General features: G+C 58.5%; 23 protein-coding genes and 1 pseudogene. 18 read left to right on the plus strand and 6 right to left on the minus strand.

Annotated features, from left to right (window positions below; genetic code table 11):
• Positions 1 to 66: 66 nt before the first annotated feature.
• The gene (locus tag ACFWW2_RS09900) at positions 67 to 1080 is read left to right on the plus strand and encodes a glycosyltransferase family 2 protein (protein ID WP_393927862.1); all 1014 of its coding nucleotides are present in this window, start codon (positions 67 to 69) and stop codon (positions 1078 to 1080) included.
• Complete coding sequence (locus tag ACFWW2_RS09905; protein ID WP_393927863.1) at positions 1080 to 2060, plus strand: glycosyltransferase family 2 protein; 981 nt, start codon at positions 1080 to 1082, stop codon at positions 2058 to 2060. Before ACFWW2_RS09900 ends, ACFWW2_RS09905 begins: the two co-directional genes overlap by 1 nt.
• A gap of 313 nt (positions 2061 to 2373) precedes the next feature.
• On the opposite strand, the gene ACFWW2_RS09910 is transcribed toward ACFWW2_RS09905, so the two are convergent.
• Genes ACFWW2_RS09910 through ACFWW2_RS09920 form a run of 3 tightly spaced genes read right to left on the minus strand, consistent with a single transcriptional unit; the run spans position 2374 to position 6204 of the window.
• Positions 2374 to 4251, minus strand: coding sequence for an AAA family ATPase (locus ACFWW2_RS09910; RefSeq protein ID WP_393927864.1), 1878 nt, complete (start codon positions 4249 to 4251; stop codon positions 2374 to 2376).
• A gap of 19 nt (positions 4252 to 4270) precedes the next feature.
• Positions 4271 to 5188 (minus strand): glycosyltransferase family 2 protein, encoded by a 918-nt coding sequence (locus tag ACFWW2_RS09915; RefSeq protein ID WP_393927865.1) that lies wholly within the window; start codon positions 5186 to 5188, stop codon positions 4271 to 4273.
• A complete protein-coding gene (locus ACFWW2_RS09920) occupies positions 5185 to 6204 on the minus strand; it encodes a glycosyltransferase family 2 protein (RefSeq protein WP_393927866.1) in 1020 nt (339 codons plus the stop codon). The genes ACFWW2_RS09915 and ACFWW2_RS09920 overlap by 4 nt, the downstream gene beginning before the upstream one ends.
• A gap of 351 nt (positions 6205 to 6555) precedes the next feature.
• On the opposite strand from ACFWW2_RS09920, the gene ACFWW2_RS09925 reads away from it, so the two are divergent.
• Positions 6556 to 7485, plus strand: coding sequence for a hypothetical protein (locus ACFWW2_RS09925; protein ID WP_393927867.1), 930 nt, complete (start codon positions 6556 to 6558; stop codon positions 7483 to 7485).
• Between the two features lie 400 nt (positions 7486 to 7885).
• Here the strand turns inward: ACFWW2_RS09925 and ACFWW2_RS09930 are convergent, their stop codons facing one another.
• Together ACFWW2_RS09930 and ACFWW2_RS09935 are read right to left on the minus strand one after the other, a co-directional pair.
• On the minus strand, positions 7886 to 8353 hold the full coding sequence (locus ACFWW2_RS09930; protein ID WP_393927868.1) for an SRPBCC family protein: 468 nt from the start codon (positions 8351 to 8353) through the stop codon (positions 7886 to 7888).
• A complete protein-coding gene (locus ACFWW2_RS09935; protein WP_393927869.1) occupies positions 8350 to 8691 on the minus strand; it encodes an ArsR/SmtB family transcription factor in 342 nt (113 codons plus the stop codon). The genes ACFWW2_RS09930 and ACFWW2_RS09935 overlap by 4 nt, the downstream gene beginning before the upstream one ends.
• A gap of 150 nt (positions 8692 to 8841) precedes the next feature.
• On the opposite strand from ACFWW2_RS09935, the gene ACFWW2_RS09940 reads away from it, so the two are divergent.
• The 15 genes and pseudogenes from ACFWW2_RS09940 to ACFWW2_RS10010 all read left to right on the plus strand — a co-directional run bounded on the left by ACFWW2_RS09940 (position 8842) and on the right by ACFWW2_RS10010 (position 26148).
• Entirely contained in the window at positions 8842 to 9543 is a 702-nt protein-coding gene (locus tag ACFWW2_RS09940) for a response regulator (protein ID WP_393927870.1), read from the plus strand.
• A gap of 36 nt (positions 9544 to 9579) precedes the next feature.
• Positions 9580 to 10734 carry an FIST N-terminal domain-containing protein gene (locus ACFWW2_RS09945; protein WP_393927871.1) on the plus strand — a complete coding sequence of 385 codons (1155 nt, stop codon included), beginning with the start codon at positions 9580 to 9582 and terminating at the stop codon, positions 10732 to 10734.
• Positions 10734 to 12962: a PAS-domain containing protein gene (locus ACFWW2_RS09950; RefSeq protein ID WP_393927872.1), complete on the plus strand. Its 2229-nt coding sequence runs from the start codon at positions 10734 to 10736 to the stop codon at positions 12960 to 12962. Before ACFWW2_RS09945 ends, ACFWW2_RS09950 begins: the two co-directional genes overlap by 1 nt.
• 164 nt (positions 12963 to 13126) lie before the next feature.
• A complete protein-coding gene (locus ACFWW2_RS09955; protein WP_393927873.1) occupies positions 13127 to 14230 on the plus strand; it encodes a LacI family DNA-binding transcriptional regulator in 1104 nt (367 codons plus the stop codon).
• 23 nt (positions 14231 to 14253) lie between these two features.
• Positions 14254 to 15606, plus strand: a complete 1353-nt coding sequence (locus tag ACFWW2_RS09960; protein ID WP_393927874.1) for an ABC transporter substrate-binding protein — start codon at positions 14254 to 14256, stop codon at positions 15604 to 15606.
• 68 nt (positions 15607 to 15674) lie between these two features.
• Positions 15675 to 16919 (plus strand): carbohydrate ABC transporter permease, encoded by a 1245-nt coding sequence (locus ACFWW2_RS09965; RefSeq protein ID WP_393927875.1) that lies wholly within the window; start codon positions 15675 to 15677, stop codon positions 16917 to 16919.
• Complete coding sequence (locus ACFWW2_RS09970; RefSeq protein ID WP_393927876.1) at positions 16916 to 18124, plus strand: carbohydrate ABC transporter permease; 1209 nt, start codon at positions 16916 to 16918, stop codon at positions 18122 to 18124. Before ACFWW2_RS09965 ends, ACFWW2_RS09970 begins: the two co-directional genes overlap by 4 nt.
• Complete coding sequence (locus ACFWW2_RS09975) at positions 18124 to 19386, plus strand: MGH1-like glycoside hydrolase domain-containing protein (protein ID WP_393927877.1); 1263 nt, start codon at positions 18124 to 18126, stop codon at positions 19384 to 19386. The genes ACFWW2_RS09970 and ACFWW2_RS09975 overlap by 1 nt, the downstream gene beginning before the upstream one ends.
• Positions 19386 to 20399 (plus strand): ABC transporter ATP-binding protein, encoded by a 1014-nt coding sequence (locus tag ACFWW2_RS09980; protein ID WP_393927878.1) that lies wholly within the window; start codon positions 19386 to 19388, stop codon positions 20397 to 20399. The genes ACFWW2_RS09975 and ACFWW2_RS09980 overlap by 1 nt, the downstream gene beginning before the upstream one ends.
• A gap of 67 nt (positions 20400 to 20466) precedes the next feature.
• The gene (locus ACFWW2_RS09985; RefSeq protein ID WP_393927879.1) at positions 20467 to 21711 is read left to right on the plus strand and encodes an NAD(P)/FAD-dependent oxidoreductase; all 1245 of its coding nucleotides are present in this window, start codon (positions 20467 to 20469) and stop codon (positions 21709 to 21711) included.
• Positions 21712 to 21745: 34 nt separating this feature from the next.
• Positions 21746 to 22714, plus strand: coding sequence for a TRAP transporter substrate-binding protein (locus tag ACFWW2_RS09990; RefSeq protein ID WP_393927880.1), 969 nt, complete (start codon positions 21746 to 21748; stop codon positions 22712 to 22714).
• Between the two features lie 109 nt (positions 22715 to 22823).
• Positions 22824 to 23228 (plus strand): annotated as a pseudogene (locus tag ACFWW2_RS09995) (TRAP transporter small permease subunit); the annotation flags it as partial.
• A 144-nt stretch (positions 23229 to 23372) separates the two neighbouring features.
• Positions 23373 to 24695: a TRAP transporter large permease gene (locus ACFWW2_RS10000; RefSeq protein ID WP_393928158.1), complete on the plus strand. Its 1323-nt coding sequence runs from the start codon at positions 23373 to 23375 to the stop codon at positions 24693 to 24695.
• The gene (locus ACFWW2_RS10005; RefSeq protein WP_393927881.1) at positions 24692 to 25372 is read left to right on the plus strand and encodes an aspartate/glutamate racemase family protein; all 681 of its coding nucleotides are present in this window, start codon (positions 24692 to 24694) and stop codon (positions 25370 to 25372) included. The genes ACFWW2_RS10000 and ACFWW2_RS10005 overlap by 4 nt, the downstream gene beginning before the upstream one ends.
• Positions 25373 to 25434: 62 nt before the next feature.
• A complete protein-coding gene (locus tag ACFWW2_RS10010) occupies positions 25435 to 26148 on the plus strand; it encodes an acylneuraminate cytidylyltransferase family protein (RefSeq protein ID WP_393927882.1) in 714 nt (237 codons plus the stop codon).
• Here the strand turns inward: ACFWW2_RS10010 and ACFWW2_RS10015 are convergent.
• On the minus strand, positions 26145 to 26852 hold the full coding sequence (locus tag ACFWW2_RS10015; RefSeq protein WP_393927883.1) for a tyrosine-protein phosphatase: 708 nt from the start codon (positions 26850 to 26852) through the stop codon (positions 26145 to 26147). The two genes, ACFWW2_RS10010 and ACFWW2_RS10015, sit on opposite strands and share 4 nt — an antisense overlap.
• Positions 26853 to 26926: the final 74 nt, after the last annotated feature.

Raw genomic sequence — 26926 nt, forward strand, 5'->3', positions numbered from 1 at the left:
TAGCATGAGATTTCGCCCTGAAAATGCTATGCTGCAGTTGCAAAAATACTCGAAAAAGGGGCTACTTTGGCACGTCCGCGCGTTTCGGTCATTATGGCAAACTACAATGCCGCCGATTACATCGGCGCGGCGCTGAATTCCGTGAGGGGGCAGAGCGTTTCGGAGATCGAAATCCTGCTGGCCGACGATGCCTCGCGCGATGCGAGCCTGTCGGTGGCCCGCCAGGCCGCATCAGGCGATCCGCGGTTGAGAATTATCGAAGCTTTCACCAATGCCGGTCCCGCCGCTGCCCGCAATCGCGCGTTGGAAATGGCAACCGGTGAATGGGTCGCGATTGTGGACAGCGACGACATTATCCACCCGGAGCGGTTCGCGCTGATGCTGGACGAAGCCGAAAACCTACAAACTGATGCCGTCTGCGATGATCTGACTTATCTGACCGAGGGTGGCGTTTGTCCGAAGGGCACATTGCTTGGGACAGACCGCCCCAAAACGCCGCAACGGCTGACGGCGACAAGCTTTGTTTCAGCGGCACCAGACGCACCGCAACTGGGATATCTCAAACCGATGATCCGGCGGGACGCGCTCAAGGGGCTACGCTATCGCGACGATATTCGTATTGGTGAAGATCACGACTTCTATATGCGCTTTTTGTTGAACGGAGGGCGCATGCATTTGCTGCCACAGTCCTACTACCTTTATCGCAGGCATGCGCATTCGCTGTCCCACCGGCTGCATCCGGACGATGTGCGCGCGATGATTGCGGCGCAGGATGACTTGCTGGCCCATTATCCTGATTTGCCGGATGATCTGAAGGCGGCGTTCGCCGCGCGGCGGGTGGCCCTTCAGGCGCTACTGGCGTTCGAAACCCTTGTGCAACACATCAAGAATCGACGATTTTCCCGTGCGGTACACGACGTCATTCGCAGGCCCGGGTTGCTGCAAAAGCTGGGGCGGGTTGCCCTTTCGCGTGCATGGCGCAAAAGCGATGCGTCTGACCAGCCCGGTGCCATTTTCGGTGATCCGAGCCGGTGGTCACCGCAGGACTGGGCCAGATTATTGGGGCAGAAGGTATCATGATGGCCGAAGCCCGACCTCTCGTTCATGTCAGGACACCGACCTATCAACGGCCCACGGCGCTGCGGCGTTGTCTGGAAAGCCTGCAGGCGCAGACGGCCGCCCGATGGGTCTGCGATGTATATGATGATTGCCCGGCAGCATCCGGTCGGGCCGTCATCGCCGCGATGGATGACCCGCGCATCCGTTATCATCACAATCAGCCGCAGCGGTTTGCATCAAAAAATATCGACCAATGCTTTCGTCGGGACAATCCGCACGATGCGGATTACTTTTTCGTGCTTGAGGACGACAATTACGTTTTGCCTGATTTCATCAGTTGCAACATCGCCGCCTGCGAGCGGCACAAGGTCAACATTGTCTTTCGAAATCAGTTGGTTGAATTTGCGAGCGGAACCAACGATGCGTCTTTGTCCGAGACCGGCATTCTGAATGACAAGCTGGTGGGCGGGCTTTACCAACCGGATGTTTTTCGCCTGTGCCTGATGGCGGATATCGGCGTTTCGAATGGTGGATTGTTCTGGTCGCGCGATGCCGTGACTGATCTTGAAATCCACTTCGACTGCAGTGCCACCTTGCAGGAATATATGCGGACCTTCGCCATTGATGAGCCGATCTATGTCGCGATGGAACCGCTCGCCGTTTGGGCCGAAAATGGCGAGGGCACGACCCGCGATTTTGGCGACAGGGCGGGGTATTTCAGGCGGGAACTGGCGCTGAAACGGTCCGTTGGCATCCTTCAGCGCAAGGCGTGGGCTTTGGCCGGACGGGCCGATCGCAATCGTTTCCTGTCGCATCCGGATTTTCGTTATTCTGCACAGCAGCGTGCAACCGGTTTGGTGAAATCCCATACACAGCTGCGTGTCGGCTCATCCCTGTCAAGATCAGAAGTTGTCAGGCTGGCCCTTAGGGGTGCGCTGATCAGGCTATTGGGAAAACGGGATCCTGCGGTCTTGTCGTTTGTTAGCGCGCGGATGGGTTAGTTTTACGTTTGGCCCTTTCGGGAAGCGTACCTGCCAAGTCGCCTTTCCCGGTGGATTGGTGTTTAGACGGTGAAAACAGGCTCGTTACGACCAAAAGCAGGAAATAGACAATCTGCAGCACAACCAGAACCGCGAAAACACGCAATGCGATGCCTGCGACGCCCACACCCGCGAAATATGAATGGATTGCTATTGCGATGGCCGCCACGGCAGCAAACACAACAAATACCAATAACCGCAAAATACGTCCTCCGTACGCAATGCTGGTCTGAGCATACGGGAATTTGCGGCATGGCGCCACTGTTGCGGGTGCTCAGACCATGCGCGGGGTCAGCTTTAGGTAGCTTTCCGGCCAACCCGGGCGAGCGTATCTCCCGAGTTTCCGGACATCGACCTTGTTCAGCGCGATGCCCGCCACCTTCTGGAAAACCTCTGGCTCATGAGCGAGATATCGCGTCACAAGCGACCGCGGCGTCGCACCCCATTCGCAAACCAGAACGATCTTGTCCAGCAAGCCGATCATTGCCTTGGCGTCCGGCCCACTGCTGAGTGGCGGCATATCCAGCACAATATGATCATAATGTTTGCGCAACTCAGGCATCAGCGCCTTCAGCTTTCGCTGAATACCGATTTCGCCTGACCGTGGCTGATCCGCCGCTGAACCTGACGGAAGGATGTGTAATCCGGTATCGTCCAGCCGGTGGATGGACTCTGACAGGGGGATGTCACCAGAAAGGACGTCAATAATCCCGGGCCCGGCTGGTGCCCAATCGAAACCCGCACCTTGCAAGTCCATGTCGATGAGCAGGCACCGCGCCCCCGATTGCGCGACCAGATTTGCATAGTTGACGGCAAGCGTGGTTTTGCCTTCTTCAGGCAGCATTGATGTGACGGCGACGATCTTGCCACCCTCCGGCGCGCCAAAGGCGATGGATGCATGGATATTGCGGATCGTTTGGCTGAACATGGTGTTCGGACGCGCGACGGAAAACGCCATGTGTGGCGGCAACGCGAATGGTGGTTTGCCCTTGGCAACCGGTTCAGCCGGTTTTGCCTGCGCAGAGGGTGCCGCCCGGCCTGTCATCTCTGCGTCGTTGATCCTGGGCAAGTGGCCCAGAAACGGGAGGCCCGTGTGATCATGAACGTCCGTGCTGACCCTGAAGAAGCGTTCCCGGGCTTCGCGCAATACGGCGAGCAGAAAGCCAAACATTATGCCCAGCATGATGGTCACCGACACCGTTCGCCACATCTTTGGCAGTGCCGGTTCCCTTGGCACCATGGATCGGGTCAGCACGCGGCCGTTGCTGACGGGGAAGCTTCCCTGCACCGAAATCTGTTCATAGCGGGCCGAAATTGTCTGATGCAATTCATCCAGCGTGGCGGCCCGCTGCGCAAGCTCGCGCAGCCGGGTGATCTGGGTTGGATCGCTTTGGCGCAGGGCTGCCGCCTCTGCCAGCACATTGGCTGCATCCTGTTCAAGTGCGTCCAGCCTACTACGCATCCAGGCCGCTGTTCGTTCCGTCGCGTCTGCATTGGCGTTCATCCGGTCGTCGAGATAGGCATCGGCATAGCTATTCACGATCATTGCAGCGAGGTCGGGATCATGGCCGATATAGCTGATCTCGATTGAAAAACTCAGCCCGATACGCTCCACTCGGATGTCGCGCTGCAATCGCGCCGCGGTCTGCAGCTTGCGTCTTTGCAGTTGCGCGTCAGGATCTGCCGCCGTTGGCGCGGCTGCGTCTTCTTCGGCGCCAAGCATACCTGCAGCCATTGATTTGGCATCCGACAGTACCGAACGCGCCAGCGAGGACGGTGGGTAAAGGAAAATCTCATTCTCATGCAGATCAATGCGATCCACGACGTCGGATGCCAGCTGAAGCGATTTGAGAACCTGCATCTCGTTCAACAGCGATGTGTCATTGCGGGCGAAAGGGATGCTGGCGATGATCTGTTCGTCCAGTTCGCTGCGCCGTTCATCCACGAGGATCGTGGCCGAAGTATAGTATTGCTTGGGCGTCGTTATGTGATGCGCCAGGCCAAACAGCAGACCAAGCGCCGCAAACACCAGCACCAGGATGTATTGCCGCCGAAAAGCTGCGATCAGGTCGCCAAGCGTTGCCGCCTCAGCGGTCGCGCGTCGCCCCGCCTCAAAATCGGCGTCGTGAATGCGCAGGCCAATATTTTTCATCGCTTGGGACCCATTTTGGTCATTCCCTTTGTTTGCGTGGAAAATTGGGACCGTAGAGGCGCAATGTCCGACCACCAGCAAGACCGTTGAGCGCACCGACATGCAAGGTGCCCCGCAAAATCGCCATGTTGCGGCGGTCTGTGAATGGCGCCTGAAGCAATGCCGCGCCCGCGCAATAGGCGACCTTGCACATGGTAATCGCCCAAAGCCGGACTGAGGGCCCATCCTTGGCGACCAGTTGACCATGGGTCTGCCCCATCCGAAAACGACGCCGCAACAGCCAGCCAAAGCTGACCCGGTCGCTGGGGATCGCCTCGGTGACCAGCGCATCGGGCGCGAAGGAAATCACGCCCCCATCAGTCACGATCTTGGCGAAAAAGGCGGTGTCTTCACCGCCTGTCTGCCCCAGCGACAGATCAAAACTGCGGCCCTGCAAGGCAGCGCTGTTGCGGTCGATCAGTACGTTACAGGTGTATCCAGTGATGATCCTGTCATCGACCCAGACCGGCATTGTCGCATGAATCCGCGTGCGTCGCATCCATGCCGGTGCCCCGTCTGGATAAGATGCCTCGACCGGGCCAAGAACGACATCCGCCCCGTCCTCTTCCATCTGCCCGACCAGATGTATCAGCCAGTCAGGCGATGCCACCTCATCATCATCGATAAACGCCAGAAACCGCGCATCCGAATGGGCAAGCGCCCCGTTGCGCGCAATGGAGATATTACCCTGCGGGCAATGCACATAGCGGATCGGCAGATCGACAGTTTCGGCCATCTGTTCGACCGCCCGGCGTGCACTGGGCACGTCGTCATTGTCGATGACCAATACCGATACCGCGTATCCGTCCGGCTGTCGCAAAGCCTGCAGGGATGCCAGTGTGTGGACGACTTGTGCGCGGCGATAGGTGCAGACGCATATCTCAAGCGGTTGGTTCACGGCGTCACCTTTCCAAGGGAGCGCGTCGCACTGCGCAGGACATTTTGCCAGAATCCCAGTGACCACGAAAAATGCATGATCATGGCAGCGACCCCGCAAAGCGCCAGTGCCGGGTCGCGGTCACGAATAGCCATGCGAACGCCGGTCCACAGGCAATAGATGCACCAAAGCAAGGCAGGCAGTGCAAAAAGCAGATGCAGGGGAGCGAGTAGCGCCAACACCACGGCAGGCAGTACTATCATCACCTTGGCCTGTCTGATTTTGGGCAGAACACGGTGCTTGAGCAGGTTGCGCGCGCGTCCCGCCCCATAGTTGAAGTACTGGCGGGCCAGTGCTGGCAAGGTGGGGCGCGGAAAATAGGTGACAACCGTTGCAGGGGTCAGCCAAATCCGATGCCCGGCCTGCCGCAACCGATAGTCAAATTCGGCATCCTCATTATGGGCAAACCCGGGATCGTATCCGCCGACCGACCGAAAGGCCGCCATCCTGATCAGTGCGTGATGTCCATGATCCACATATTTCCCGCTCGGCAGGGTGCGATGGGCTGACCCGCCATTGCCCAGATGCGCATTCTGTGTTGCGGCATTGATCCGCTGCAGCGATGCCTGTCCTTCGGCAATCATGCTGACGACGATACTGTCGGCATAGACCGATCCGGCCTGCTGCATCAGCACGTCACAATAATCATCCGGATAAGCGCAATGGGCATCGATCCGGATCAGATTCGTGGCCTGCCCATGATCCTGCGCCACGGCAAGGTTGATCCCCGCGCTTTGAATGCGGTCGGAATTGTGCAGCAGGGAAATGCGATCATCATTCACCGCGAAGTCGTTCACGATATCCAAGGTGCCGTCGGTGCTGCCACCATCGACAACCACGATGCGCCCACCAAGGCGCTGCATGGCTGGCGCCAGTTGACGCAGGATACGACCGATATGGTCGGCCTCGTTCAGGCAGGGGATGACAACCAGCGGATCAAAGACGACCGGCATTTCGGCTTCAGTTTCTTGCGGCATCAGGGGCTTTCGTACAGCGAGAGTGGATGTTCAGGGGAACAGAAGTCGCACACGGAAAATCACAATCAACAGAGTGGGTTCAGAATACGGGGGCGTTTTCACAAGCACACGGTAGTCCGCACCCGGTCGGCCAATCATTGCCGGTGAACCGGCAGGTTTTGGACACCCCATCGGATGCAGCCGGTTATTTCAGCAGTTTGTGTGCAATATGCCTGACAAAAGGGCTTGGTTTTCAATCAAGAAGCGGGGGGCAAGCCACCCCCTGAAGCATTGTTGAAAAGGGCATGATTTTGCGTAGTCCGGCGTGATCACACCTGTCAGACTTGCAATATATAAGGGTTGGGAGAATTCATGACATCCGCCGCCTTGATCATCCAGAAGGTGAGTTTTGATCACATCAGCCATGTGGCCCGCTTTATTCACGCGGAGTTATCCAGGCATTTTGGTCCCGATACCGGATTGATCATTTGCGATGAGATCGACAACGCGGCACATCCCGACAACGCCGTCATCTTTGTGATCGGAGAAGGTTTCCAACCGCATCGGCGACGACCGGGATGTTTTTACGTCTATCTGAACTTTTCGATTGTGTCGGTCATGGGAAACCCGCTGCAACTGAGCAAGGTTGGCTGGAGCGCGATCCGCCGCAAGCGCCGCATGCTGGCCGAAAAACAATCCGGTTTCGACCTGTTGCTGGATTATTTTGCGCCGCAAACCCGGCGGCTTCAGCGGCAATTGGACATACCGGTTATGGGGTTCGACATTGGTGTCGATCCCGCACTGATCGACCGCGCCGTTCCGCTTGCCGACCGGCCTTATGATATCTGCTTTGTCGGTGCCATGACCCCACGCCGACAACAGGTTATCGCGGAATTGGAGGGCTCAGGTTTGACCATCTCACCGCATTCTGGCGTCGTTTACGAGGATATCGCCGCACAATCGCGATGCTGCATCAATATCCACGCTTACAGGTCAAACCACCTTGAAATCCCGCGGATCATCGGCGCTGTCGCTGCCGGAACACCGGTCGTAACCGAATTGAGTTACGGGCTGCACACATTGATCCCGAGTGATCTGGTGAAGACTTCTGGGCTACGGCAGCTGTCCAAAATCGCCCGCAACCTTTGCCGTGACCCGGCCGCGTTGCAAAATATGCAGGCGCGGTCGTCCGAATGGTACGAAGAGAATTATCTGCCCCAATGTCGTGATAGCTGGGCAAACATATATGCGGCCGTGGAGAAAACGGCGGCCAATCAGAACAGGGAAGGTCCCCCGACCTGACGAGATCACGCACCAAGGAAAGACTGCCGATGATCCTGATTTCTTCATCGGATGTCTGCTTGGCCAGGCGCAAAATGTCGCGGCATCCTCTGCGATGACCGTGAGACCCGGCTAATCCACATCCGACATGCTGCCTGAAAAGATCCAACCCGGTGTCGCCGCCATACGCCGATACGCGTCGTCGCGGTGTTGTTCCGGCAGCGCATTCAACATGTCGTAGGTCTTTCGACCCAGGGCCTGTCTATGAGGTTGTGCAGATTTCTCTGCCAGCCACCCCAGGAATGCGGGGCCGCCATAGCCATATATGCGGGCGATTGCCTTCCCCTAGCATATCCATCAATTGAAATTATCAATTCTGAGATCAGCTGTGCCATGTCCAAGCCTGTCGTTTTTGTTGCATCTAAGGCAAGCTGTTCGCGTAGGCTTCAAGCTGCGTGGCGACCGTGCCCCACCCATCATAGAATCCCATATCTTCGTGGGTCTGGCGGGCTTCGGGTGATCGATGACGCGCTGTTGCGGAGTAGGTTGTCCCACCCTTCCCATCGTCAGCGAATTCGATGATTGCGGTCATGAAGGGATCGGTGGCGGGTTTCCAGCCTTCGCTATAGGTGTCAGTAAAGACCAGGCGTTCACCGTCCACGATTTCGAGATACACACCTTCGTTTTCCATCTTGTTGCCTTCGACATTCATCGTGGTGTTGAACTTGCCGCCGACCCGCAGGTCGATCTCGCAGGCGTCGATTCCGTGGGGTTTGGGCACGAAGAAGTGCTTGATATGCTCGGGCGTGATCCAGCACTCCCAAAGAAGGGCGCGGGGTGCATTTATCGTGCGGGTGAAGGTCAGGTCGGTTTTGGGGTCGAGTTTCATTTGTTCCGCTCCTGCATGAGGTTTTTGATGTAATCGTCAAAGCGGTCGAGCCGCCCTTCCCAGATCGCGCTCTGCTCGCTCAGCCAGTCCCTTGCGGGCGAAAATGCATCGGGTGCGAGCTGGCAGATACGCGTGCGGCCTTCCTTCTTGGATGTGATGAGGTTGGCGGCTTCGAGCTTCTTCAGGTGTTCCATGAACGAAGGCAGCGCCATGTCGTGTGGTTCGGCCAGTTCACTGACTGACGCCTCACCCCGTGCGAGCCGCTGGAGGATCATCCGACGCGTCGGATCACCGAGGGCGGAGAAGCACAGATCGAGGTTTGAATCATACTTAGACATGTCCCTAAGTAATAGGATTTTGCATTTGATGTCAATTAAACTAAGGAAATAACCTAAATGAAGGAGTAGCCAAAAACTTGGTTTATGACATAAAAGGCCTAAGACCTTTGGCGGATTGGCCTGAAATGCCAAGGCTTGTTATACAGGGTTATGGCCACTCTGGAACAGACCACCCAAACGCCGCTTTCTCCCGATACACCCAAGGGTTGGGCGCTGATTATTGATGATCATCCGCTGTTTTGTGACGCGCTTGAGTTGACACTGCGCGCGCTGGACAACTTCAAGGAAGTCGTGACTGCCCCCTGCATGGAGGACGGCCTGCGTATTCTGGAGGAGAAGAAGGCTCCGGCGCTGATCCTGCTTGACCTCAATCTACCGGATGTCAGTGGCCTTGATGGCCTGATCCGTATCAAGCGTTGTGCCGAGGAATGTCCTGTCGTCATTGTCTCATCTGTGACCGATAATGCCACGATCAATGGCGCCATTGCCGCGGGCGCATCGGGCTTTGTGCCCAAGCATTCGGGCCGCGCCGTGTTCAAGGAAGCGCTGGCCGAGATCGCCAACAAGGGTGTCTACAAGCCTGCGGGCTTTGTCGAGCCTGCGGCGACCAGTGATCAGGCGCAGGCCTTGTCGCGCCTGTCGTCGCTGACCAATCAGCAGGGCCGTATTCTGGAACTGATCTGCGAGGGCAAGCTGAACAAGCAGATCGCTTATGATCTGTCCATCGCCGAGGGCACTGTGAAAGCCCATGTGACCGCCATTATGCGCAAGCTGGGCGTGCAAAGACGGACCCAAGCGGTTCTGGTCGCGCAAGAGGCGCGCTTTTTTAACGTCTTGCCAAGTTCGAAATAGTCATCCTATCCTCTCCTTCCGGGGGGAAGATATCAAATGACCGCAGACCTTTCGTGTCGCGAAAGTTTGCTTTGCAGGGCGCAGGTGCGGTGTTCGACAACGCACCCGGTTGAGGCGTTGCGCGAGGATCTGGGTGACAGACCCCTGTCGCTGCTGGCGCTTTTCGTTACACCGCAGATCAGTTTCGATGCCGTCGTGCAGGAGGCAGAGCGGCTTTATCCTGACACCGATGTGGTTGCATGTACCACTGCCGGCGAGATCGGGCAGGACGGCTATGATGAGGGGCTGATTGTCGCGGTCGGGTTTCCGCAGTCCGATTTCGCCTCAACCTCTTTGGCTATTCGGGACCTTGATCAGTTTCAGGCCGCGTTTGAGATGGACCGAATTGCGCAGGAGCGGGTCGCACTTCTTGAACGCAGTGCCGATATGGAGGCCGGCTTTGCCTTTCTGATGATTGATGGGCTGTCCTTGCGCGAGGATACGGTGACCGCCAGCATATCCCCGGCCTTGCGTGATATGCCGCTCTTTGGTGCGTCTGCCGGGGACGGGGCCGCATTTCAGAACACGCTGGTTGCTTTGAACGGTCAGATTCTGACAAACGGTGCCGTTCTGAACATGATCCGCAGCCGTCATCGAACCGAGGTTTTCAGCCTCAACCATCTGATCCCGACTGAGACCCAGATGGTTGTGACCGATGCGGACCCGGAACGCCGCATCGTCAAGTCGATCAATGCCGAGCCGGCGGCCCGCGAATATGCCCGCATTGTCGGCAAGGACCCCGATCAGCTGGATCGTTTCACCTTTGCCTCGCACCCGGTTGTGGTGCGTATTGGCGGCGATCATCATGTGCGCGCGATCCAACAGGTTAATGAGGCGGGCGAGCTTGTGTTCTTTTCCGCTATTGATGAAGGCATGGTGCTGACGGTGGCAGAGCCGCAGAACATGGCCGCCCATTTGCGCGCAAAGATGGCGATGTTGTCGGAAAAGACGATGTTCACCGATATCATCGGCTGCGATTGCATTCTGCGCCGCATTGAAGCCGAACAGACGCAGATGACGCGGGAGTTGTCGCAGGTTCTGTCGGAATACAATGTGACCGGCTTTTCGACCTATGGCGAACAGATTGGCCCGCTTCACGTGAACCAGACCATGACCGGCGTTGCATTCTATCGCAAGGACGCGGCCAACTGATGTCTATCGTGAACCCCAATGATCCGATTGAGAAGCAGAACCAGAAGCTGCTGGTGATCGCGCAGTCGCTGATGCGGCGGGTGGAACAGAAGAATGATCAGTCAGGTCTGGCCTATCAGCAGTTCGAGCGTGCCGCACTTTTGGAGACGCAGGTCAGGCAGCGCACGAAGGAGCTGGAGCGCACGCTAGACCTGCTGCAGGAATCCAACACCCAGCTTGAGCATGCAAATGTCGAGACCGAGGCCGCCCGGTCCAACATTACCGAGGCGCTGGAAACCATCAACGAAGGTTTCGCCCTGTTTGATCCTGATGAAAAGCTGGCCCTGTTCAACAGCCGTTTTTGTCGTGACATCGCGGATGTCGCTGACCGGCTGGTCGAGGGGCTGCATTTTGACGACTATGTCAATCTGGTTTCGCGCAGTGAACATCTGGCCATTCCTGACAATGAGACACCCGCGGATTGGGCGGCCAAGCGGCTTTCACGCCATAACCGCGACCATGTCGTCTTTAATGTCAGGCTGACCTGGAACCGCTGGCTGCAGATCAGTGAACACCGCACCCCCCGGGGTGGCACCGTGATCCTGCAGACGGATGTGACCGACATCATGCGGCTGGAACGCCAGCAGCGCGACAAGATGCTGGATCAGCAGGCCAAGATATTGCAGGCGACGCTTGACCATCTGAATCAGGGCGTCTGTATCTTTGATCATGACAAGAAGCTGGTGGGCTGGAACAAGACATTTGATCGCATTCTTGCCCTGCCCCCGCAAAGCACGATTCACGGGCTGGAGTTTTCCGCCCTTTTGCATCTGTTGCGCAATGATCTGAAGTTTCATGGCGATTTCGATCATGACCGGCTTGAGACATGGGCGCATCGCAGATCACGCAGGCAGCCCATCGCGTTCGAGATCACGCGCAAGGACGTACAGATCCTGAGCGTTTTTGCGCAGGAAATGCCGGATCGAGGTTTCGTCATCAGCTTTACCGATGTCACGGCAGAGCGTGAGGCCGCACGCGCCCTGTTCGAGATGAATGAAACGCTGGAACGCCGTGTCATCGAGAGAACCGAGGAATTGGGCGAGGCGTTGGAAGAAGCCGAACGTGCCAATGCCTCCAAGTCGCGGTTCGTCGCAGCCGCCAGTCATGACCTGTTGCAGCCCCTGTCAGCGGCCAAGCTGTTCATGTCCTCCTTGGCGGATCGGATGGACGACCCGGAGGCCTTGGGTGTTTTGGGCAAGGCTGAAACCGCGCTGATGGGAGTCGAACATATTATCGAGGCGCTGCTTGATATCTCGCGCCTGGATGCGGGCAAGGCGGTATTTGATATTCAGTCGGTCCCCCTGTCCGCGGTGCTGAAACCGCTGCGCGATGAATTGACACCGATGGCACTGGCCAAGGGGCTGGACCTGCAGATCATCGATTCCAGCCTGAGCGTGATCAGTGATCCCGGTTATCTGCGGCGCATCTTGCAAAATCTGATCGCCAATGCGGTCAAGTACACGACCACTGGCCGCGTGATCGTTGGGGCGCGCCGCAATGGCGGGTCGGCCCGGATCGAGGTGTGGGATACAGGCGCCGGTATTGCCGAAGGCGACCGGCAAACGATTTTTCAGGAGTTTGCCCGGCTGGATCGCCATACGAATAGTGACGGGCTGGGTCTGGGCCTTGCGATTGTGGAACGCGCGGCCAAGGGGTTGGGTCACGATCTGAGCCTGTGGTCCAGCGTGGGCCAGGGCAGTTGTTTTTCGCTCAATACGCGTATCGCACCGGAAATGCGCCCAACCACCAAGGCCAGCCCGCAGTTGCAAAGTGACTGGAGCAATGCGCTGGACGGTATGATCGTTCTTCTGGTCGAGAATGACATGCAAGTGGCCCATGCCCTGTCGCTGATGATCGAGAACCACGGTGCAGAGGTTCTGCTGGCCCACAGCGCGCGGGAAGCGAAGGATTTGCTGGGTGAAATCCAGTTGGTCCCGGACGTCCTGTTGCTTGATTATCAGTTGGGGGCGGGGGCGCATGGGCTGTCCCTTTATGATGATATCCGCGAGACATATGGCCCAGTTCCGACGGCCATCATTTCGGCTGATCGGAGCATGGAGTTGCAGCAAGACTGCGGCGCGCTTGGCTTGCGCCTGCTGGCCAAGCCCATCGACAAGGAAAAACTGCTGGGCTTTCTGGCCGCGACCGATGTTGGCGCGGTGCAAACGCTGACGCCGAGGGCCGGGTAGCGCGACTGCTACGGCGCTTTTGCGTAGCGGTGCGATCATCACTTAGATCTCCTGTTTTGGGCGCGATAACCGCTGCGCACGTGTCATCCATTTGACCCCGTGGAAATTATATCTTGCCGAAACCGGTTTCGGAACTGAGACTGATTCCCGGGGGAGACATCATCATGCGCGGCGAGCCCGAGCGGCCTATCGGCACACATACGCGAAAACGCATCACAATTTCAGATGTTTCGGACGCGCTTGGCCTGACCAAGTCCACCGTGTCGCGCGCCCTGAATGATTACCCCGACATCTCTGACAGCACCCGATTACGTGTTCGCCGGATGGCCGAAAACATGGGTTATCGCCCGCTGAGCCACGCGCAGGCCATTAAGACAGGGCTGACCAAGTCGCTTGGCCTTGTCATCCAACTGGCCGACCATGATTCACACCGCCCGTTTCTGGCAGAGTTTCTTGCCGGTTTGTCGCAAGGTGCAAGCGCGCAAGGCTGGACGCTGACAATTGCCGCCTCTGACAGCCCCGCGCATACGATTGAAACCATGCAGACCATGATCGGCGACCGCAAGGTTGACGGCTTCATATTGCCGCGGGCGCAGGTCGATGACGAACGGGTCGCGTTCTTGCGCGCTGCAGGCGTCCCCTTTGTCCTGTTTGGGCGCAGTCCTGATCCGACCGGGTGCGCGTGGTTTGATGTTCTGGGTGAAGATGCGATGCGCGATGCGGTCGAGCATCTGGCCGGTCTGGGGCACCGCCACATCGGGTTCATCAACGGCGGCGCGCGGTACACTTATAGCCGCCTGCGCCACGAGGGGTTTTTGGCGGCGATGGAAGGTGCCGGTTTGTATTTTGATGCCTCGCATATGTGCGACGAGGCAGTGACAATTCAAGCAGGCAAAGATGCCGGGCACCGCATTCTGATGGCCAAAACCCCACCCACGGCGATCATTTGCGCGGTCGATATGGCCGCGCTGGGTGTATATCGCGCGGCAGCCGACCTGGGCGTGGCCATCGGCACCGACCTGTCCGTGATATCCTATGACGGCATTCCGGAAGGGGCCTATGCCACACCGCAGCTCAGTACGTTCGCGGTCGATTTCACCGAATCCGGCAAGCGACTGAGCACGCTGCTGATCCGCCGGATTAGGGGCGAGGCCCCGGAAGATTTGCGCGAAACGGTTCGGCCCGTGTTCCTGAACCGGGGGTCTGCCGGTCCGCCAGCGAAAAGTTCACGGCAATTGGCCCAGGCCATTGCCCGCCACACCAAGTGACGTGCTTCAAAGGGAGGAAGACCATGAAAATCCAAAGCAAATACACGTTGATGATCGGGGCGGCCACAGTGCTGGTTCTGTCATCACTGGCAGCCAGCGCGGAGACCCTGCGCTTTTGGACGACAGAGGAACAGCCAGAGCGTCTGGCCCGCCAAGAACAGATGGCGGCCGATTTCGCCGCTGCATCCGGACATACCGTCGAGGTGATTCCGGTGTCGGAAAACGATCTGGGCACGCGGGCAACCGCGGCGTTTGCCGCCGGTGATCTGCCTGATGTGATTTATCACAGCCTGCAATACGCCCTGCCTTGGGCAGAGGCCGGCATTCTGGATACGGATGCGGCGACGGATGTTGTTGAAAACCTGGGCGCCGACACGTTTGCGTCCGGCGCACTTGCCATGGCCGCAACGGCGGACGGTTATGCGTCGGTTCCTGTCGACGGCTGGACACAGATGATTGTCTACCGTGCCGACAAGTTCGAAGAGGCCGGGCTGGAGCCGCCCACATCCTATGCCAATGTGCTGGCCGCCGTTGAGGCGTTGCACAATCCGCCTGAGATGTATGGGTTCGTCGCGGCGACCAAGATCGACGAAAACTTCATGAGTCAGGTGCTTGAGCATGTATTCCTAGCAAATGGTGTGTCGCCTGTTGGCCCTGACGGGATCATCGAGCTTGATGAGGCGGCAACCGTCGAGGTGCTGGAATTCTACAAGGCCATCGCAGAGGCATCGCCACCTGGCGATCTGTATTGGGATCAGTCCCGGTCGCTATACTTTTCCGGCAATGCCGCAATGATCATCTGGTCGCCCTTCATTCTGGACGAATTGGCGGGCTTGCGTGACAGCGCGCCGCCCACCATCAACGACGACCCCACAACCCGCGATCTGGCGGCGGCGACCGGGATCGTGACGAACTTTTCGGGACCGTCCAACCCGGATGGTGCGGCCTGGGCCGACATTCGTTACTTTGGAATCACATCTGATGCGTCCACCGATGCTGCGATGGAATTTGTCGAATACTCGATGAACGAAGGCTATGGCCAGACCCTGTCCATCGCGCCTGAAGGCAAATTCCCGGTCCGTCGTGGTACAGCCGACGCGCCTGCACAATTTTCTGAACTATGGGCCACGCTTGATGTGGGCGTGGATCGCAAAGCGCCGCTTGGTGAGCTGTATGACCAGGCGATGATCGATGAAATCGTCGGCGGCCTGGATGTGGCCCAGCGCTGGGGTGTAGCCGACGGGCAGTTGGCGACCGCATCAAAGGTCATCAACAGTCAGGTGATCAACCGCCTTGTGCGCGAGTACATCGATGGGGTGCGGGATGCATCCGCAACGGTAGCCGAGCTGAACGCGGCCATCGCAAGCGTCGAATAGTGCAAGCTGCGGCGAGGCAGACATAGCGCTGCCCCGCCCGTTCAACTTTCGCTGCGGAGTATTGGCCGATGTCGGACGCTATCCCACCGAAAACAACCGGTCCACTGGCCCGATTGGAGGCTCGGCTGGCCTGGGGTTTGCTGGCCCCCACGATCATTGCTGTGGCACTGGTCGTGATCCTGCCGCTGCTGGCGATCTTCTGGATCAGTGTGAAGCCCGTGTCGCTGGCCGATCTGCGTCCGCCGGAGGTAGTGCTGCGCGAAGATATCCGAGGCGATGCCGAAGCCGCGGGGGATGAGGCCAATATCCGCTATCGTCTGCGTAACTCATCGCAGGATCAGCCGATCCTTGGCGTCACGTTCGCCGATACGATCCCTGAGGGTCTGACAATAACTGACCTGGACCCGCGCTGCACGTTGGCGGACCGGCAATTGCGCTGTGATCTGGGCGATTGGGAGGGTGGATTTCGTGAAAATCTGATGATTCCTGTGACCGTCGGTCAGGCCTATTTGGATAACGCCCAGCGCCCGCAGGATAGCCAAGCGACGGTGACCGGCACGGCATCAAATGTGCTAACCAACGATACTTTCACGCTGGACAATTTCAGGCGTGTTTTTGACGGGCAGGAGTTCTGGTCGGTCCTGTGGGTCACGCTGTTCTACACCGTTTTCGGCACCATCGGCGCACTAGTGTTCGGTCTGTTTGCGGCGCTGCTGCTGAACAAATCTTTCAAGGGTCAAGGTATCCTGCGCGGATTGTATCTGTTTCCCTATGTCTCGCCCATCATCGCCGTCGCATTCGCGTGGATCTTGCTGTTCGATCCGTTTTCGGGCTCGGCCAATGCGCTGCTGATCCAGATGGGGGTAACCGAAGAAAGCATCAATTTCTTCGGTCAACGCCCGCTGGCGCTGATCATGGTCACGGTGTTCGAGATATGGCGCTATTTCCCGCTGTCGTTTCTGTTCATTCTGGCCCGCATGCAGTCCATCGACAGCGACATGTATGAGGCCGCCGATATGGATGGCGCGTCACCGTTTCAGCAGTTCTGGGCGCTGAGCGTTCCGCAACTGCTGGGTATATTGTCGGTTCTGTTTTTGCTGCGGTTCATCTGGACGTTCAACAAGTTCGACGACATCTTCCTACTTACCGGCGGGAACGCCGGCACGCGCACACTGACAGTGAATGTCTATGAACAGGCCTTTGCGGTATCGAATATCGGGGCCGGTGCCGCCGTCGCTGTGGTGATCTTTGGCTGCTTGCTGCTGTTTTCTGCCTTTTTCTTTCGGTTCATCAGCCGGGAGGAAGGGCTATGAAGGCGCTGCGTTTCGGTTACGTCACCGCACCATTGCTGGGTATCTTCTGGACGTTTGTGATCGCGACAACTGTCGCTGTCGCGATGAGCTTTGCCACCGGATCAGCATTCCGTCCCTTTGGCCTCGGATCGCTTGTCTGGGGGGTGGTGATCGGATTTGCCTCTCTGCCTGGTCCGATCTGGCGACCGGCCCTTGCTGCGGTTTTCGCTGCACTTGCCAGCTACTGGGGCTTCGGGCCAATCCTGATTGGTGATGGCGTCTCGGCCCTGTCGGTGGCGCTGGGTGCTGTTGCCACCGCGGGATTTGCGGCACTCGGTCTGCGCATCATGCTGGATGATGTGAAAATTGGCGCGATCAATCGTCACATTTTCGAGGCGGCGGTGATCAAGTTCCTGACTGGTGTCGGCTATATCTTCTTCACTGCGATTGTGCTGATCCCCTTTTATGTGATGGTTCTGACCAGTCTGAAAAATCAGGCAGAGTTGATACAGAACCCGCTCGATTTCTCGATTGATCTAGGCCAAGGCTGGGGCCTGTTCCGATCCTATGAAGAGCTGTTTACGCAGTTCAATTTCGGCACTTACCTAACAAACTCTTTCCTGATCTCTGTGCTTACAGTGATCATCACGCTGCTTTTTGCGGTTCCCGGTGCCTATGCCGTCGCACGGCTGCGATTCCAAGGGCGCGCTGCGTTTTCGCGGTCTATCCTGTTGATTTACATGGTGCCGATGATCGTGCTGGCTTTGCCGATCTACATTGCTTTTTCCATGACAGGCCTGCGCAATTCGCTAGCGGGGATCATCATGATCTATCCAGTCACCACGATCCCAGTCGCGCTTTATATGTTGCAGGGTTACTTCCGCGGTCTTCCCGCAGAGGTCGAAGAAGCCGGGTTGATGGATGGTCTGTCACGCTTGCAGGTGATCTGGAAGATCACCTTGCCCCTGTCGCTGCCTGCCATGGCGTCGGTATCACTCTATGTTTTCATGATCGCATGGAACGAATTTCTGCTGGCGTTCATGCTGCTGGACGACCCCAGCAAATTTACGCTGACGCGGGGCATTGCATCGCTCAACTCATCTGAAATTCCGCGACAGCATCTGATGGCCGGTTCGGTGATTGCGACCGTTCCGATCATGGCGCTGTTTCTGGGCTTGGAACGCTTTATGACGAAAGGGCTGACCGCCGGGTCGGTAAAGGGCTGATGACTGATCTTGACGCACAGGCGCGCGCCATTCTGCGCGGAAACGATAAGGGTGGCTATACGCTGCCCACACATGGGCTTTATCCTTATCAGTGGAACTGGGATTCCGCCTTTGCCGCTTGGGGTTTTGCAACCTTTGACAATTCCCGCGCCTGGGACGAACTGGATACACTGATGGCCAGCCAGTGGGATACCGGGATGGTTCCGCATATCATCTTTCACCAACCCGACCCGGGCTATTTTCCCGGACCCGACGTGTGGGGGACCGGTCAGTCGCCGGCGACCTCCGGCATCTCGCAACCGCCCGTGGCGGCCACGCTCGCCCGACTGATCTGGGACATGGACCCGCAGGCCGGGCGGGACCGGATCGCGGTCCTTTATCCAAAACTCGTCGCATGGCACCGGTGGTGGCACGAGGTGCGGTGCACCCATGGCCCAGTCGCCATTATCCACCCATGGGAAAGTGGGCGCGACAATTGCCCCGACTGGGATATCGGAATGGCGGGCGTCGATGGCACCCGTGTTGGCCCCTATACGCGCCGCGACACGGGCCATGTGAACCCCGACATGCGACCCACCAAGGAGGATTACGACCGCTATATTACTATGGTGGAATATGGCCGATCCGTTGATTGGGATCAGGACCGTATAGTAGCCGACGGGCCGTTTCTGATGGCTGATCCGGGGATCACGTTCATCCTGTTGCGCGCACATGACGATCTTGCCGCGATAGGCCGCGCCCTTGGCCACGATGTCAGCGAGATCGAGGGCTGGGCGGGCGCATTGCGCGCCGCACTTCCGGCGCTTTGGAATGACAAACTGGGCGCCTATGACGCTAAGGATCTGCGCACGGACCGCTTTGCCGGTATTTTGGGGTCGGGCGCGTTTCTGGCCTATCTGGCAGATGCCGAAAACCCGGCATTGGATACCCAGTTGATGCGTGTCTGGAACGCCGTGACATACGGGATTCCGTCTGCTGATCCAGAATCGGTCAGTTTCAATCCGCGCAAGTACTGGCGCGGTCCGACATGGCCCGTTGTCAACGCGCTGCTGGCCCTTGGTTTCAAAGGCTCTGGCCGGACCGATCTGGCCGAGCGCTTACGGAGCGAGACCGAAACGCTGATCCGGCAGCATGGGTTTTATGAATATTTTGATCCGCTCGACGCGACACCCTGTGGCGGGGCCGATTTCAGTTGGACCGCGGCCATCTGGTTGACGTGGGCGCGGCATCACCCTGACACCGCTTTGAAGGGAGCTGCTTGATGGCGTCAATTGCATTGAAAGCTGTTGAAAAGTGGTTTGGCGCTGTTCAGGTCATCAAGGGCGTCGACCTTGAGGTCAATGAGGGTGAATTCATCATCTTTGTCGGCCCGTCGGGCTGCGGGAAATCCACTTTGTTGCGGATGATCGCGGGGCTAGAGGAGACATCGCGCGGCCAGATCATGATCGGGGACCGGGACGCTACCGCCGAACCACCCAGTAAGCGCGGGCTTGCCATGGTGTTTCAATCCTACGCGCTTTACCCGCATATGTCGGTACGCGACAATGTCGGGTTTCCGCTGAAATCGGCAGGGCTACCTACGGACGAAATCAAGGAAAAAGTGGACGAGGCCGCACGGGTCCTGAAACTTGATGCCTATATGGACAGGCGCCCCAAGGACCTGTCTGGCGGTCAACGCCAGCGGGTGGCCATTGGCCGGTCTATTGTGCGCGACCCCACGGCGTTTCTGTTTGATGAACCCCTGTCAAACCTTGACGCCGCCTTGCGGGTCGAGATGCGCTATGAGATTGCCAAGCTGCATCAGGCGCTGAAATCGACGATGATCTATGTCACCCATGATCAGGTGGAGGCCATGACATTGGCCGACCGGATCGTGGTGCTGGATGCGGGCAAGATCGCGCAGGTTGGCACGCCGCGCGAGCTGTATGAACGGCCTGCAAACCTGTTCGTGGCCCAATTCATCGGATCGCCCCGGATGAATGTGATGCCTGCGGATCAGGTCAGTGGCACAGAAGTCCCTGCCGGTACGGTCCACCTTGGCATTCGCCCCGAACACATCAGTCTGATCCCTGACGGTGATGGCCATCTGCATGGTATTGTGGATGTGCTGGAATATCTGGGTGCGGATACATTTGTGGTGACCGATTGCGGAGCAGCGGGACAGATTACGGTGCGCATCATGGGAGATACAGATCTAAAACCCGGCAACCAAGTCAGCCTTCAATTCAGCGTTCCGCATATGCATTTCTTTGATGCCGAGGGGCTGCGCACCTGATCGCGAAATCAAATCTCTTGTAACGAATCCCTTCGTGTCATTTAGTTCCCGGCGGGGGACGAACTGATTGACAGATAAGACAATTATCGTTGTGGGGGCCGGGATTGTCGGCGTGTCGACGGCGCTGTGGCTGCAGCGCGACGGCTTTGATGTCACCCTTGTGGATCGCGAAGGACCGGCTGCGGGCACGTCCTATGGCAATGCCGGTATTCTTGCGGCGGGGTCGATTGTGCCGGTCAGTGTGCCGGGCCTTTGGCGCAAGGCGCCGGGGCTTTTGTTGGATCCCGACCAGCCGCTGTTTCTGAAATGGCGCTATCTGCCCCGCCTGCTACCGTTCTTGCGCCAGTATCTGGCGCAGGCCCGCAATGTCGATCACATCGCTGCCGCGCTGTTTACGCTGTTGCAAGATGCGGTCGATCAGCATCACGCGCTGGCGGGTGGCACGGATGCCGCCGCCTATCTGAGCGATGACGACTGGATTTACGGCTATCCTGATCGCGCCGCCTATGAGGCCGAAAGCTATGGCTGGGATATCCGCCGCAAACATGGTGTCCGGTTCGAGGAGATGACAGCGGATATGCTGGCCGCCCATGACCCCGCGCTGGCCGGACGGTTCGGGTTTGGTGTGCGTTTGTTGCAGCATGGTCGGATCAGCGATCCGGGTGCTTATATCACTGCACTTGCCGCCCGTTTCGCCGCTGAGGGCGGCACGATCCGGCAGGCCACCGTCACCGACATCATCCTGTCGGACGAGCGATGTTCCGGGCTTGAGACGGATCAGGGTGTGCTGCGTGCGGGTCAATATGTGCTGACGCTGGGCGCGTGGTCCGGTCCGCTGGCGCGCAAGCTGGGGATCACCGTGCCGCTGGAATCGGAACGCGGCTATCACATTGAGTTCGTGAACCCGTCGATCAGTTTGCGGGATACGATCATGGTGGCGGCGGGCAAGTTCGGCATGAACACGATGAAAGGCAGGTTGCGCTGTGCTGGCGTGGTGGAATTCGGCGGGCTTGATGTGCCGCCTTCTGCCGCGCCGTTTGCGTTGCTGCGCAGGCAAGTGGCAGCCTTGTTTCCTGACCTGACATATGATCGGGTGGACGAATGGATGGGGCACAGGCCCAGCACGGCAGACTCGCTTCCCGTGATCGGACGCGCGCCTAAGGCAGAGAATGTGCTGCTGGGCTATGGCCATCAGCATGTCGGCCTGACGGGTGGTCCCAAGACGGGGCGTTGGCTGGCCGCGCTGGCTGCCGGGCGTCCCCCGAATACGGACCTTGGGGCCTATGCCCCCAATCGCACGACCCGGAGATAACCCGGGCATGACACACCAAAGGAGAGGACGAACAATGATGTTAAGAACATTGCTGGCGACGTCGGTCGCAACGCTTGCCCTGACGGGTACTGCATCGGCTGAAAACTGGGATATGCCGATGGCCTATCCGGCCAACAACTATCACACGGAAAACGCCCAGATGTTTGTGGATGCGGTCCGTGAGTGCACGAATGGAGAGCTGGAAATCACCATCCATGCCGGTGGTTCGCTGTTCAAGGGTGACGAGATCAAGCGCGCTGTGCAGGTGGGCGAAGCCCAGATTGGGGAGCGTTTGCTGTCGGCCCATGCCAATGAAAACGCGGTGTTTGGATATGATTCCGTTCCATTCCTTGCCACATCGTTCGAGGCGTCCGATGCCCTGCGCGATGCTGCCCGCCCGACGTTGAATGCACTGCTGAACGAACAGAACATGACCCTGCTCTATTCTGTGCCATGGCCACCCCAGGGTCTGTATTTTGCGCAGGAGGTCAACAACCTGGCTGATGCGGCAGGTCTGAAGTTCCGGGCCTACAATGCCGCGACGGCCCGTGTCGCGGAGTTGGCCGGCATGGTTCCGACCCAGATCGAGGCGGCGGAACTGAAGCAGGCGCTGGCCACAGGGGTCGTGCAGGCATTCATCTCGTCCGGTTCGACCGGGGTGGATGAAAAGGTCTGGGAAGACCTGACCAATTTCTACGATGCCAAGGCGTGGCTGCCGCGCAATTCGATCTTTGTGAACAATGATGCGTTCAACGCCCTGCCGGCCGCATCGCAGGAATGTCTGATGACCCATGCCGCCGAGGCTGAGGCGCGCGGGTCGGCCAAGGCGGCAGAACTGGCTGGCGGGTTCCTGGCAACACTGGCTGACAACGGGTTGGCCGTGTCAGAGCCGGGCGAGGAACTGGCCAATGATCTGGCTGAAATCGGCGTGACCATGACGGCCGAATGGCTGGAACAGGCAGGCGAGGCGGGCAACGCCATCGTCGACGCCTATTCGAACTAGGTTGACTGTTGGCCCCTGCTGATGCGGGGGCCCTTTCGCCATTTCACAGACAATGAAGAAGGAGCCAGCCGTGCGCAGCCTGCTGGACGGACTTTATAAAACCTCTGGCATGGCAGCGGCGATTGCCCTGATCGCCATTCTGGCCCTTGTGACGGCCCAAATGGTTGCCCGCTGGGCCGGGCAGATTTTTCCGGGTGGCGCGCAATATGCGGGCTATGCGATGGCGGCAACGTCGTTTCTGGCGATGGCCTATACCTTCAATCATAATGCCCATATCCGCGTTGCGCTGTTCGTGTCGAAATCCGGACGCTATCGCCGGGCGGTTGAGATCTGGTGCTATACGCTGGCCAGCCTGTCTGCCCTGTTTCTGGCTTGGTACGCGGTCAAGGCGACCCTGCTGTCGGCCCGGATCAACGATATTTCGCAAGGGCAGGATGCGACGCCACTGTGGATTCCGCAGACATTCATGGCGATTGGGGCCGTTATCTTTGCCATTGCTGTTGTCGATAATCTGCTCCGCCTGGTTTTGACGAATTATCAGGGCGTGGACGCGCATGAGGACCCGATTGACTGGGCCGCCACCGTGCTGGGGTCCCGCACCAGCCGTGCGATCATGGTGGGGGTCGTCCTGCTGGTGGTCTATGCCGGGGTGCAGGCGATGACTGGGTTTGATCGCGATGCGGTTGCGCTGAAGATCGGGATCTTTCTGTTCGTGATGTTCTTTCTGCTGGGCACCGGGATCTGGGTCGGGCTGGCCCTGATGGGGGTCGCCTATATCGGGATGGTCGGGTTCACGACGCGCAATCCGGGCAATGCGATGATCATCACCGTCTGGACCAGTGCGAGCAGTTGGACACTGACCGCCCTGCCCTTGTTCATCTGGATGGGCGAGGTTCTGTATCGGACCCGCCTGTCGGAGGATATGTTTAAAGGCCTGGCCCCGTGGCTGGCCCGCATTCCGGGCGGGTTGCTGCATACCAATGTCGTCGGTTGCACGGTGTTTGCGGCTGTCTCGGGATCGTCGGCGGCGACGCTGACAACGGTAGGCAAGATGTCGATCCCGGAGTTGCAGAAACGCGGCTATCCGGAGTTCATGACGGTGGGGACGCTCGCCGGGGCCGCCACGCTGGGCCTGATGATACCCCCATCGCTGACGCTGATCGTCTACGGAGTGACGGTCAAGGAAAGCATCACCAAGCTGTTCATGGCGGGTGTCCTGCCGGGGCTGGTGCTGGCAGCGATGTTCATGGCTTATATCGTGGCGTGGTACTATCTGCGTCCGGGCGAGCGGCCCGAACCGGAACCGCGTATCGGCTTTGCCGCGGCGTTGAAGAACTCGACATTGCTGATCCCGGTGATTGCGCTGGTCGTCGTGGTGATCGGGTCGATGTATACAGGCTATGCCACCCCGACCGAGGCTGCGGCGTTTGGCGTGATCGGCGCGCTGATCCTCGCCGCGCTGCAAGGATCGCTGAACTGGGACACGTTTATGGACAGCCTGCTGGGGGCCACGCGCACAAGTGCGATGATCGCCTTGATCCTGATGGGGGCTGCTTTTTTGTCGCTGTCCATGGGGTTCACCGGATTGCCGCGCGCGCTGGCCGCGTGGATCGCCACGTTCAATCTGTCACCGGTGGCCCTGATCGCCGCCCTAACGGTGTTCTACATCATCATCGGGATGTTTCTGGACGGGATATCGGCGGTCGTCCTGACCATGGCGATTATTGAGCCGATGATCCGGGCGGCAGGCATCGACCTGATCTGGTTTGGCATCTTTATCGTCGTGGTGGTCGAGATGGCCCAGATCACCCCGCCCATCGGGTTCAACCTGTTTGTCCTGCAATCCATGACCAAACACGACATCACATATATTGCCAAGGCCGCATTGCCGATGTTCGGGATCATGGTGCTGATGGTAGGCGTTCTGGTGGTGTTTCCGGGGCTGGCAACGTGGTTACCAGAGCAGTTGTTGACCCGATGACCGGGTTCATCGGGGTGCTGATGCTGGACACCGCGTTTGAGCGGGTGATTGCGGATGCAGGTAATCCCGACAGTTACCACCGCCCTGCCCGGCTGCGGGTCGTCGAAAATGCGGGCAGCCCCGAGATTGTCCGCGATGGGTTACCTAGTCCTGAACTGGTCGACGCGTTCTGTCTGGCCGCGCAGGAATTGGAGGCGGCGGGTGCTGTCGCGATCACCTCCACCTGCGGTTTTCTTATCAGCGTGCAGGACAGGATTGCGGCGGCGGTCACCGTTCCGGTGATGGTGTCCGCCCTGTCCCTGTTCCCGCTGATCCGTGCTGCCCATGGCAACAGGCCCGTGGGGATCTTGACCGCATCGCGCCAGCAGCTTGGGCCAAAGGCATTGGGGGCCGCAGGGGCCGTGCCGGATCAGGTCAGGATTGCCGGGTTGGAAGATTGCCCGGCCTTTGCGCAGGCGATCCTTGTGCGGAAATCGGACCAGCCGGCCAGAATTGACCGGCAGGGGATTGCGGATGCGGCGGTGGCGCGTGCCCTGATGTTATGCGACGAAACCCCCGATCTTGGCGCCATCCTGCTGGAATGCGGCAACCTGCCGCCCTATGCAGATGCGATCACTGCTGCCACAGGCAAGCAGGTTTATTCCATCCTTGATGCGGCGCGGCTGATCGCGCCCTGACCCCGGATTGACCCCGACCCGCCCATCAGCCAATTGTGGGACGAAGAGAAGGAAAACCAGCGATGATCATCGGCCATATCGGCGCACGTGCGGGCAGCAAGGGTGTGCCCAACAAGAATTTCCGGATGCTGCGTGGCAAGCATCTGATCGACTGGTCGCTGGATCAGCTTTTTGCCACCGAACGGGTGGATCATGTGGTCGTGTCCACGGATTCAGAGAAGATGTATGAGCACGCGATCAAGCGCGGTTGTCTTGATATCGGTCTGCGTCCTGCGGAACTGGCCACGGATACGGCGGCCAAGTGGCATGTCTGGCAGCATGCCCTGGGCGAGGTGGAAAAGCAGACGGGCCCTGCGACTGCATTTCTGGACCTTGATTGCACATCGCCGTTGCGCCTGCCTGAGGATATCGAGGCCGGGCTGGACCTGTTCGCGCGCGCCGCGCCGGATATGGTCATGTCCTGCTGCGAAAGCCGCAAAAACCCGTATTTCAATATGCTGGAATTGGATAAGTCAGGCGCGCTGCATGTATCCAAACCGCTGCCGCATGGGGTCGTTGCCCGGCAACAGGCGCCGATGGTTTATGACCATGTGGGCCTGGTTTACGTGGTCAAGCCGGACTACCTGCGCAGCGCGCAAAGCCTGTTTGAAGGGCACGTGATCCCGCTGGTCGTGCCGAATGAACGGGGGCTGGACGTGGACAGCCCGTTTGACTGGGACGTGATTGAGTACCTTCTGGGCAAACAGATTGCCGAAGGTCTGCGCGATCCGGCCTAGCGCCAGCCTTGCCAGAACCACAATGCGTTCTGCTTGGCTCTGAAGCTCTTGGTCAGGGCATTTGGATCGTATTCCGTCCTGATCCACTCATCAATCGCGATGGGTGATTGGGCGATGCGGGCGGCGTAGACATCGAGGAAATGATCGAGGATGCCAGTTTCGCTGCGACGAACGTGGATATAGCGGAAACTCAGTTGCTTTTGGGCGACCTCCAGCGGGGTGTCTTCATAGAGCATCAAGTAGATCGCTGCAGCCAAACCGGTACGGTCGGCGCCCGATTTACAATGCATCAGAAAAGGCCGTTCGATTGTCTCAAAAGCATCAAGCAACCGGGTCAGTTCATCAACCGTCGGCGCGCGTCGGGCGGCCATCTGGGTTGTCACCAGGTTCAGCCCTAGCGCCTCGCAGCTTTCAACTTCGAACAGGTAATGCGGCTGCGTGGCCGGGCCGCGCAGATTGAGCACGGTCTTGATCCCCATCGCGGCATACCGTTCGAACCGTTTGTGATCAGGGTGGTTGGACCTATAGGCGCCGGGCGCGAATTCTTCGAAATTGTGCCAGTTCTTGCGCAGGATCCCGTGATCCAGCCAGTTCACGTGCCATGTGGATTTCCGGCGCTCTGCCGGGTTGGTGATGTCATGGCCAAAGGAATTGCGCCAGGCGCGTTCCTTTTCTTCCAGAACTTGAAGCACTCTTCGGATCATCGCGGCCTGACCATACACGTTTCCCTGTCACTTGGCCCATCGTGCACCGTATTGCAATGGTACGGGGCCAATTG

This window comes from Yoonia sp. R2-816, assembly GCF_046762905.1.
Classification (GTDB): domain Bacteria; phylum Pseudomonadota; class Alphaproteobacteria; order Rhodobacterales; family Rhodobacteraceae; genus Yoonia.

What these genes read in the sequence shown, in the direction of transcription:
- ACFWW2_RS09905 (WP_393927863.1), top strand. Translation starts at nt 1,080, where the DNA reads ATGGCCGAAGCCCGACCTCTCGTTCATGTCAGGACACCGACCTATCAA.
- ACFWW2_RS09910 (WP_393927864.1), bottom strand. Translation starts at nt 4,251, where the DNA reads ATGAAAAATATTGGCCTGCGCATTCACGACGCCGATTTTGAGGCGGGG.
- ACFWW2_RS09920 (WP_393927866.1), bottom strand. Translation starts at nt 6,204, where the DNA reads ATGCCGCAAGAAACTGAAGCCGAAATGCCGGTCGTCTTTGATCCGCTG.
- ACFWW2_RS09925 (WP_393927867.1), top strand. Translation starts at nt 6,556, where the DNA reads ATGACATCCGCCGCCTTGATCATCCAGAAGGTGAGTTTTGATCACATC.
- ACFWW2_RS09930 (WP_393927868.1), bottom strand. Translation starts at nt 8,353, where the DNA reads ATGAAACTCGACCCCAAAACCGACCTGACCTTCACCCGCACGATAAAT.
- ACFWW2_RS09935 (WP_393927869.1), bottom strand. Translation starts at nt 8,691, where the DNA reads ATGTCTAAGTATGATTCAAACCTCGATCTGTGCTTCTCCGCCCTCGGT.
- ACFWW2_RS09940 (WP_393927870.1), top strand. Translation starts at nt 8,842, where the DNA reads ATGGCCACTCTGGAACAGACCACCCAAACGCCGCTTTCTCCCGATACA.
- ACFWW2_RS09945 (WP_393927871.1), top strand. Translation starts at nt 9,580, where the DNA reads ATGACCGCAGACCTTTCGTGTCGCGAAAGTTTGCTTTGCAGGGCGCAG.
- ACFWW2_RS09950 (WP_393927872.1), top strand. Translation starts at nt 10,734, where the DNA reads ATGTCTATCGTGAACCCCAATGATCCGATTGAGAAGCAGAACCAGAAG.
- ACFWW2_RS09955 (WP_393927873.1), top strand. Translation starts at nt 13,127, where the DNA reads ATGCGCGGCGAGCCCGAGCGGCCTATCGGCACACATACGCGAAAACGC.
- ACFWW2_RS09960 (WP_393927874.1), top strand. Translation starts at nt 14,254, where the DNA reads ATGAAAATCCAAAGCAAATACACGTTGATGATCGGGGCGGCCACAGTG.
- ACFWW2_RS09965 (WP_393927875.1), top strand. Translation starts at nt 15,675, where the DNA reads ATGTCGGACGCTATCCCACCGAAAACAACCGGTCCACTGGCCCGATTG.
- ACFWW2_RS09970 (WP_393927876.1), top strand. Translation starts at nt 16,916, where the DNA reads ATGAAGGCGCTGCGTTTCGGTTACGTCACCGCACCATTGCTGGGTATC.
- ACFWW2_RS09975 (WP_393927877.1), top strand. Translation starts at nt 18,124, where the DNA reads ATGACTGATCTTGACGCACAGGCGCGCGCCATTCTGCGCGGAAACGAT.
- ACFWW2_RS09980 (WP_393927878.1), top strand. Translation starts at nt 19,386, where the DNA reads ATGGCGTCAATTGCATTGAAAGCTGTTGAAAAGTGGTTTGGCGCTGTT.
- ACFWW2_RS09990 (WP_393927880.1), top strand. Translation starts at nt 21,746, where the DNA reads ATGATGTTAAGAACATTGCTGGCGACGTCGGTCGCAACGCTTGCCCTG.
- ACFWW2_RS10000 (WP_393928158.1), top strand. Translation starts at nt 23,373, where the DNA reads ATGACTGGGTTTGATCGCGATGCGGTTGCGCTGAAGATCGGGATCTTT.
- ACFWW2_RS10005 (WP_393927881.1), top strand. Translation starts at nt 24,692, where the DNA reads ATGACCGGGTTCATCGGGGTGCTGATGCTGGACACCGCGTTTGAGCGG.
- ACFWW2_RS10010 (WP_393927882.1), top strand. Translation starts at nt 25,435, where the DNA reads ATGATCATCGGCCATATCGGCGCACGTGCGGGCAGCAAGGGTGTGCCC.
- ACFWW2_RS10015 (WP_393927883.1), bottom strand. Translation starts at nt 26,852, where the DNA reads ATGATCCGAAGAGTGCTTCAAGTTCTGGAAGAAAAGGAACGCGCCTGG.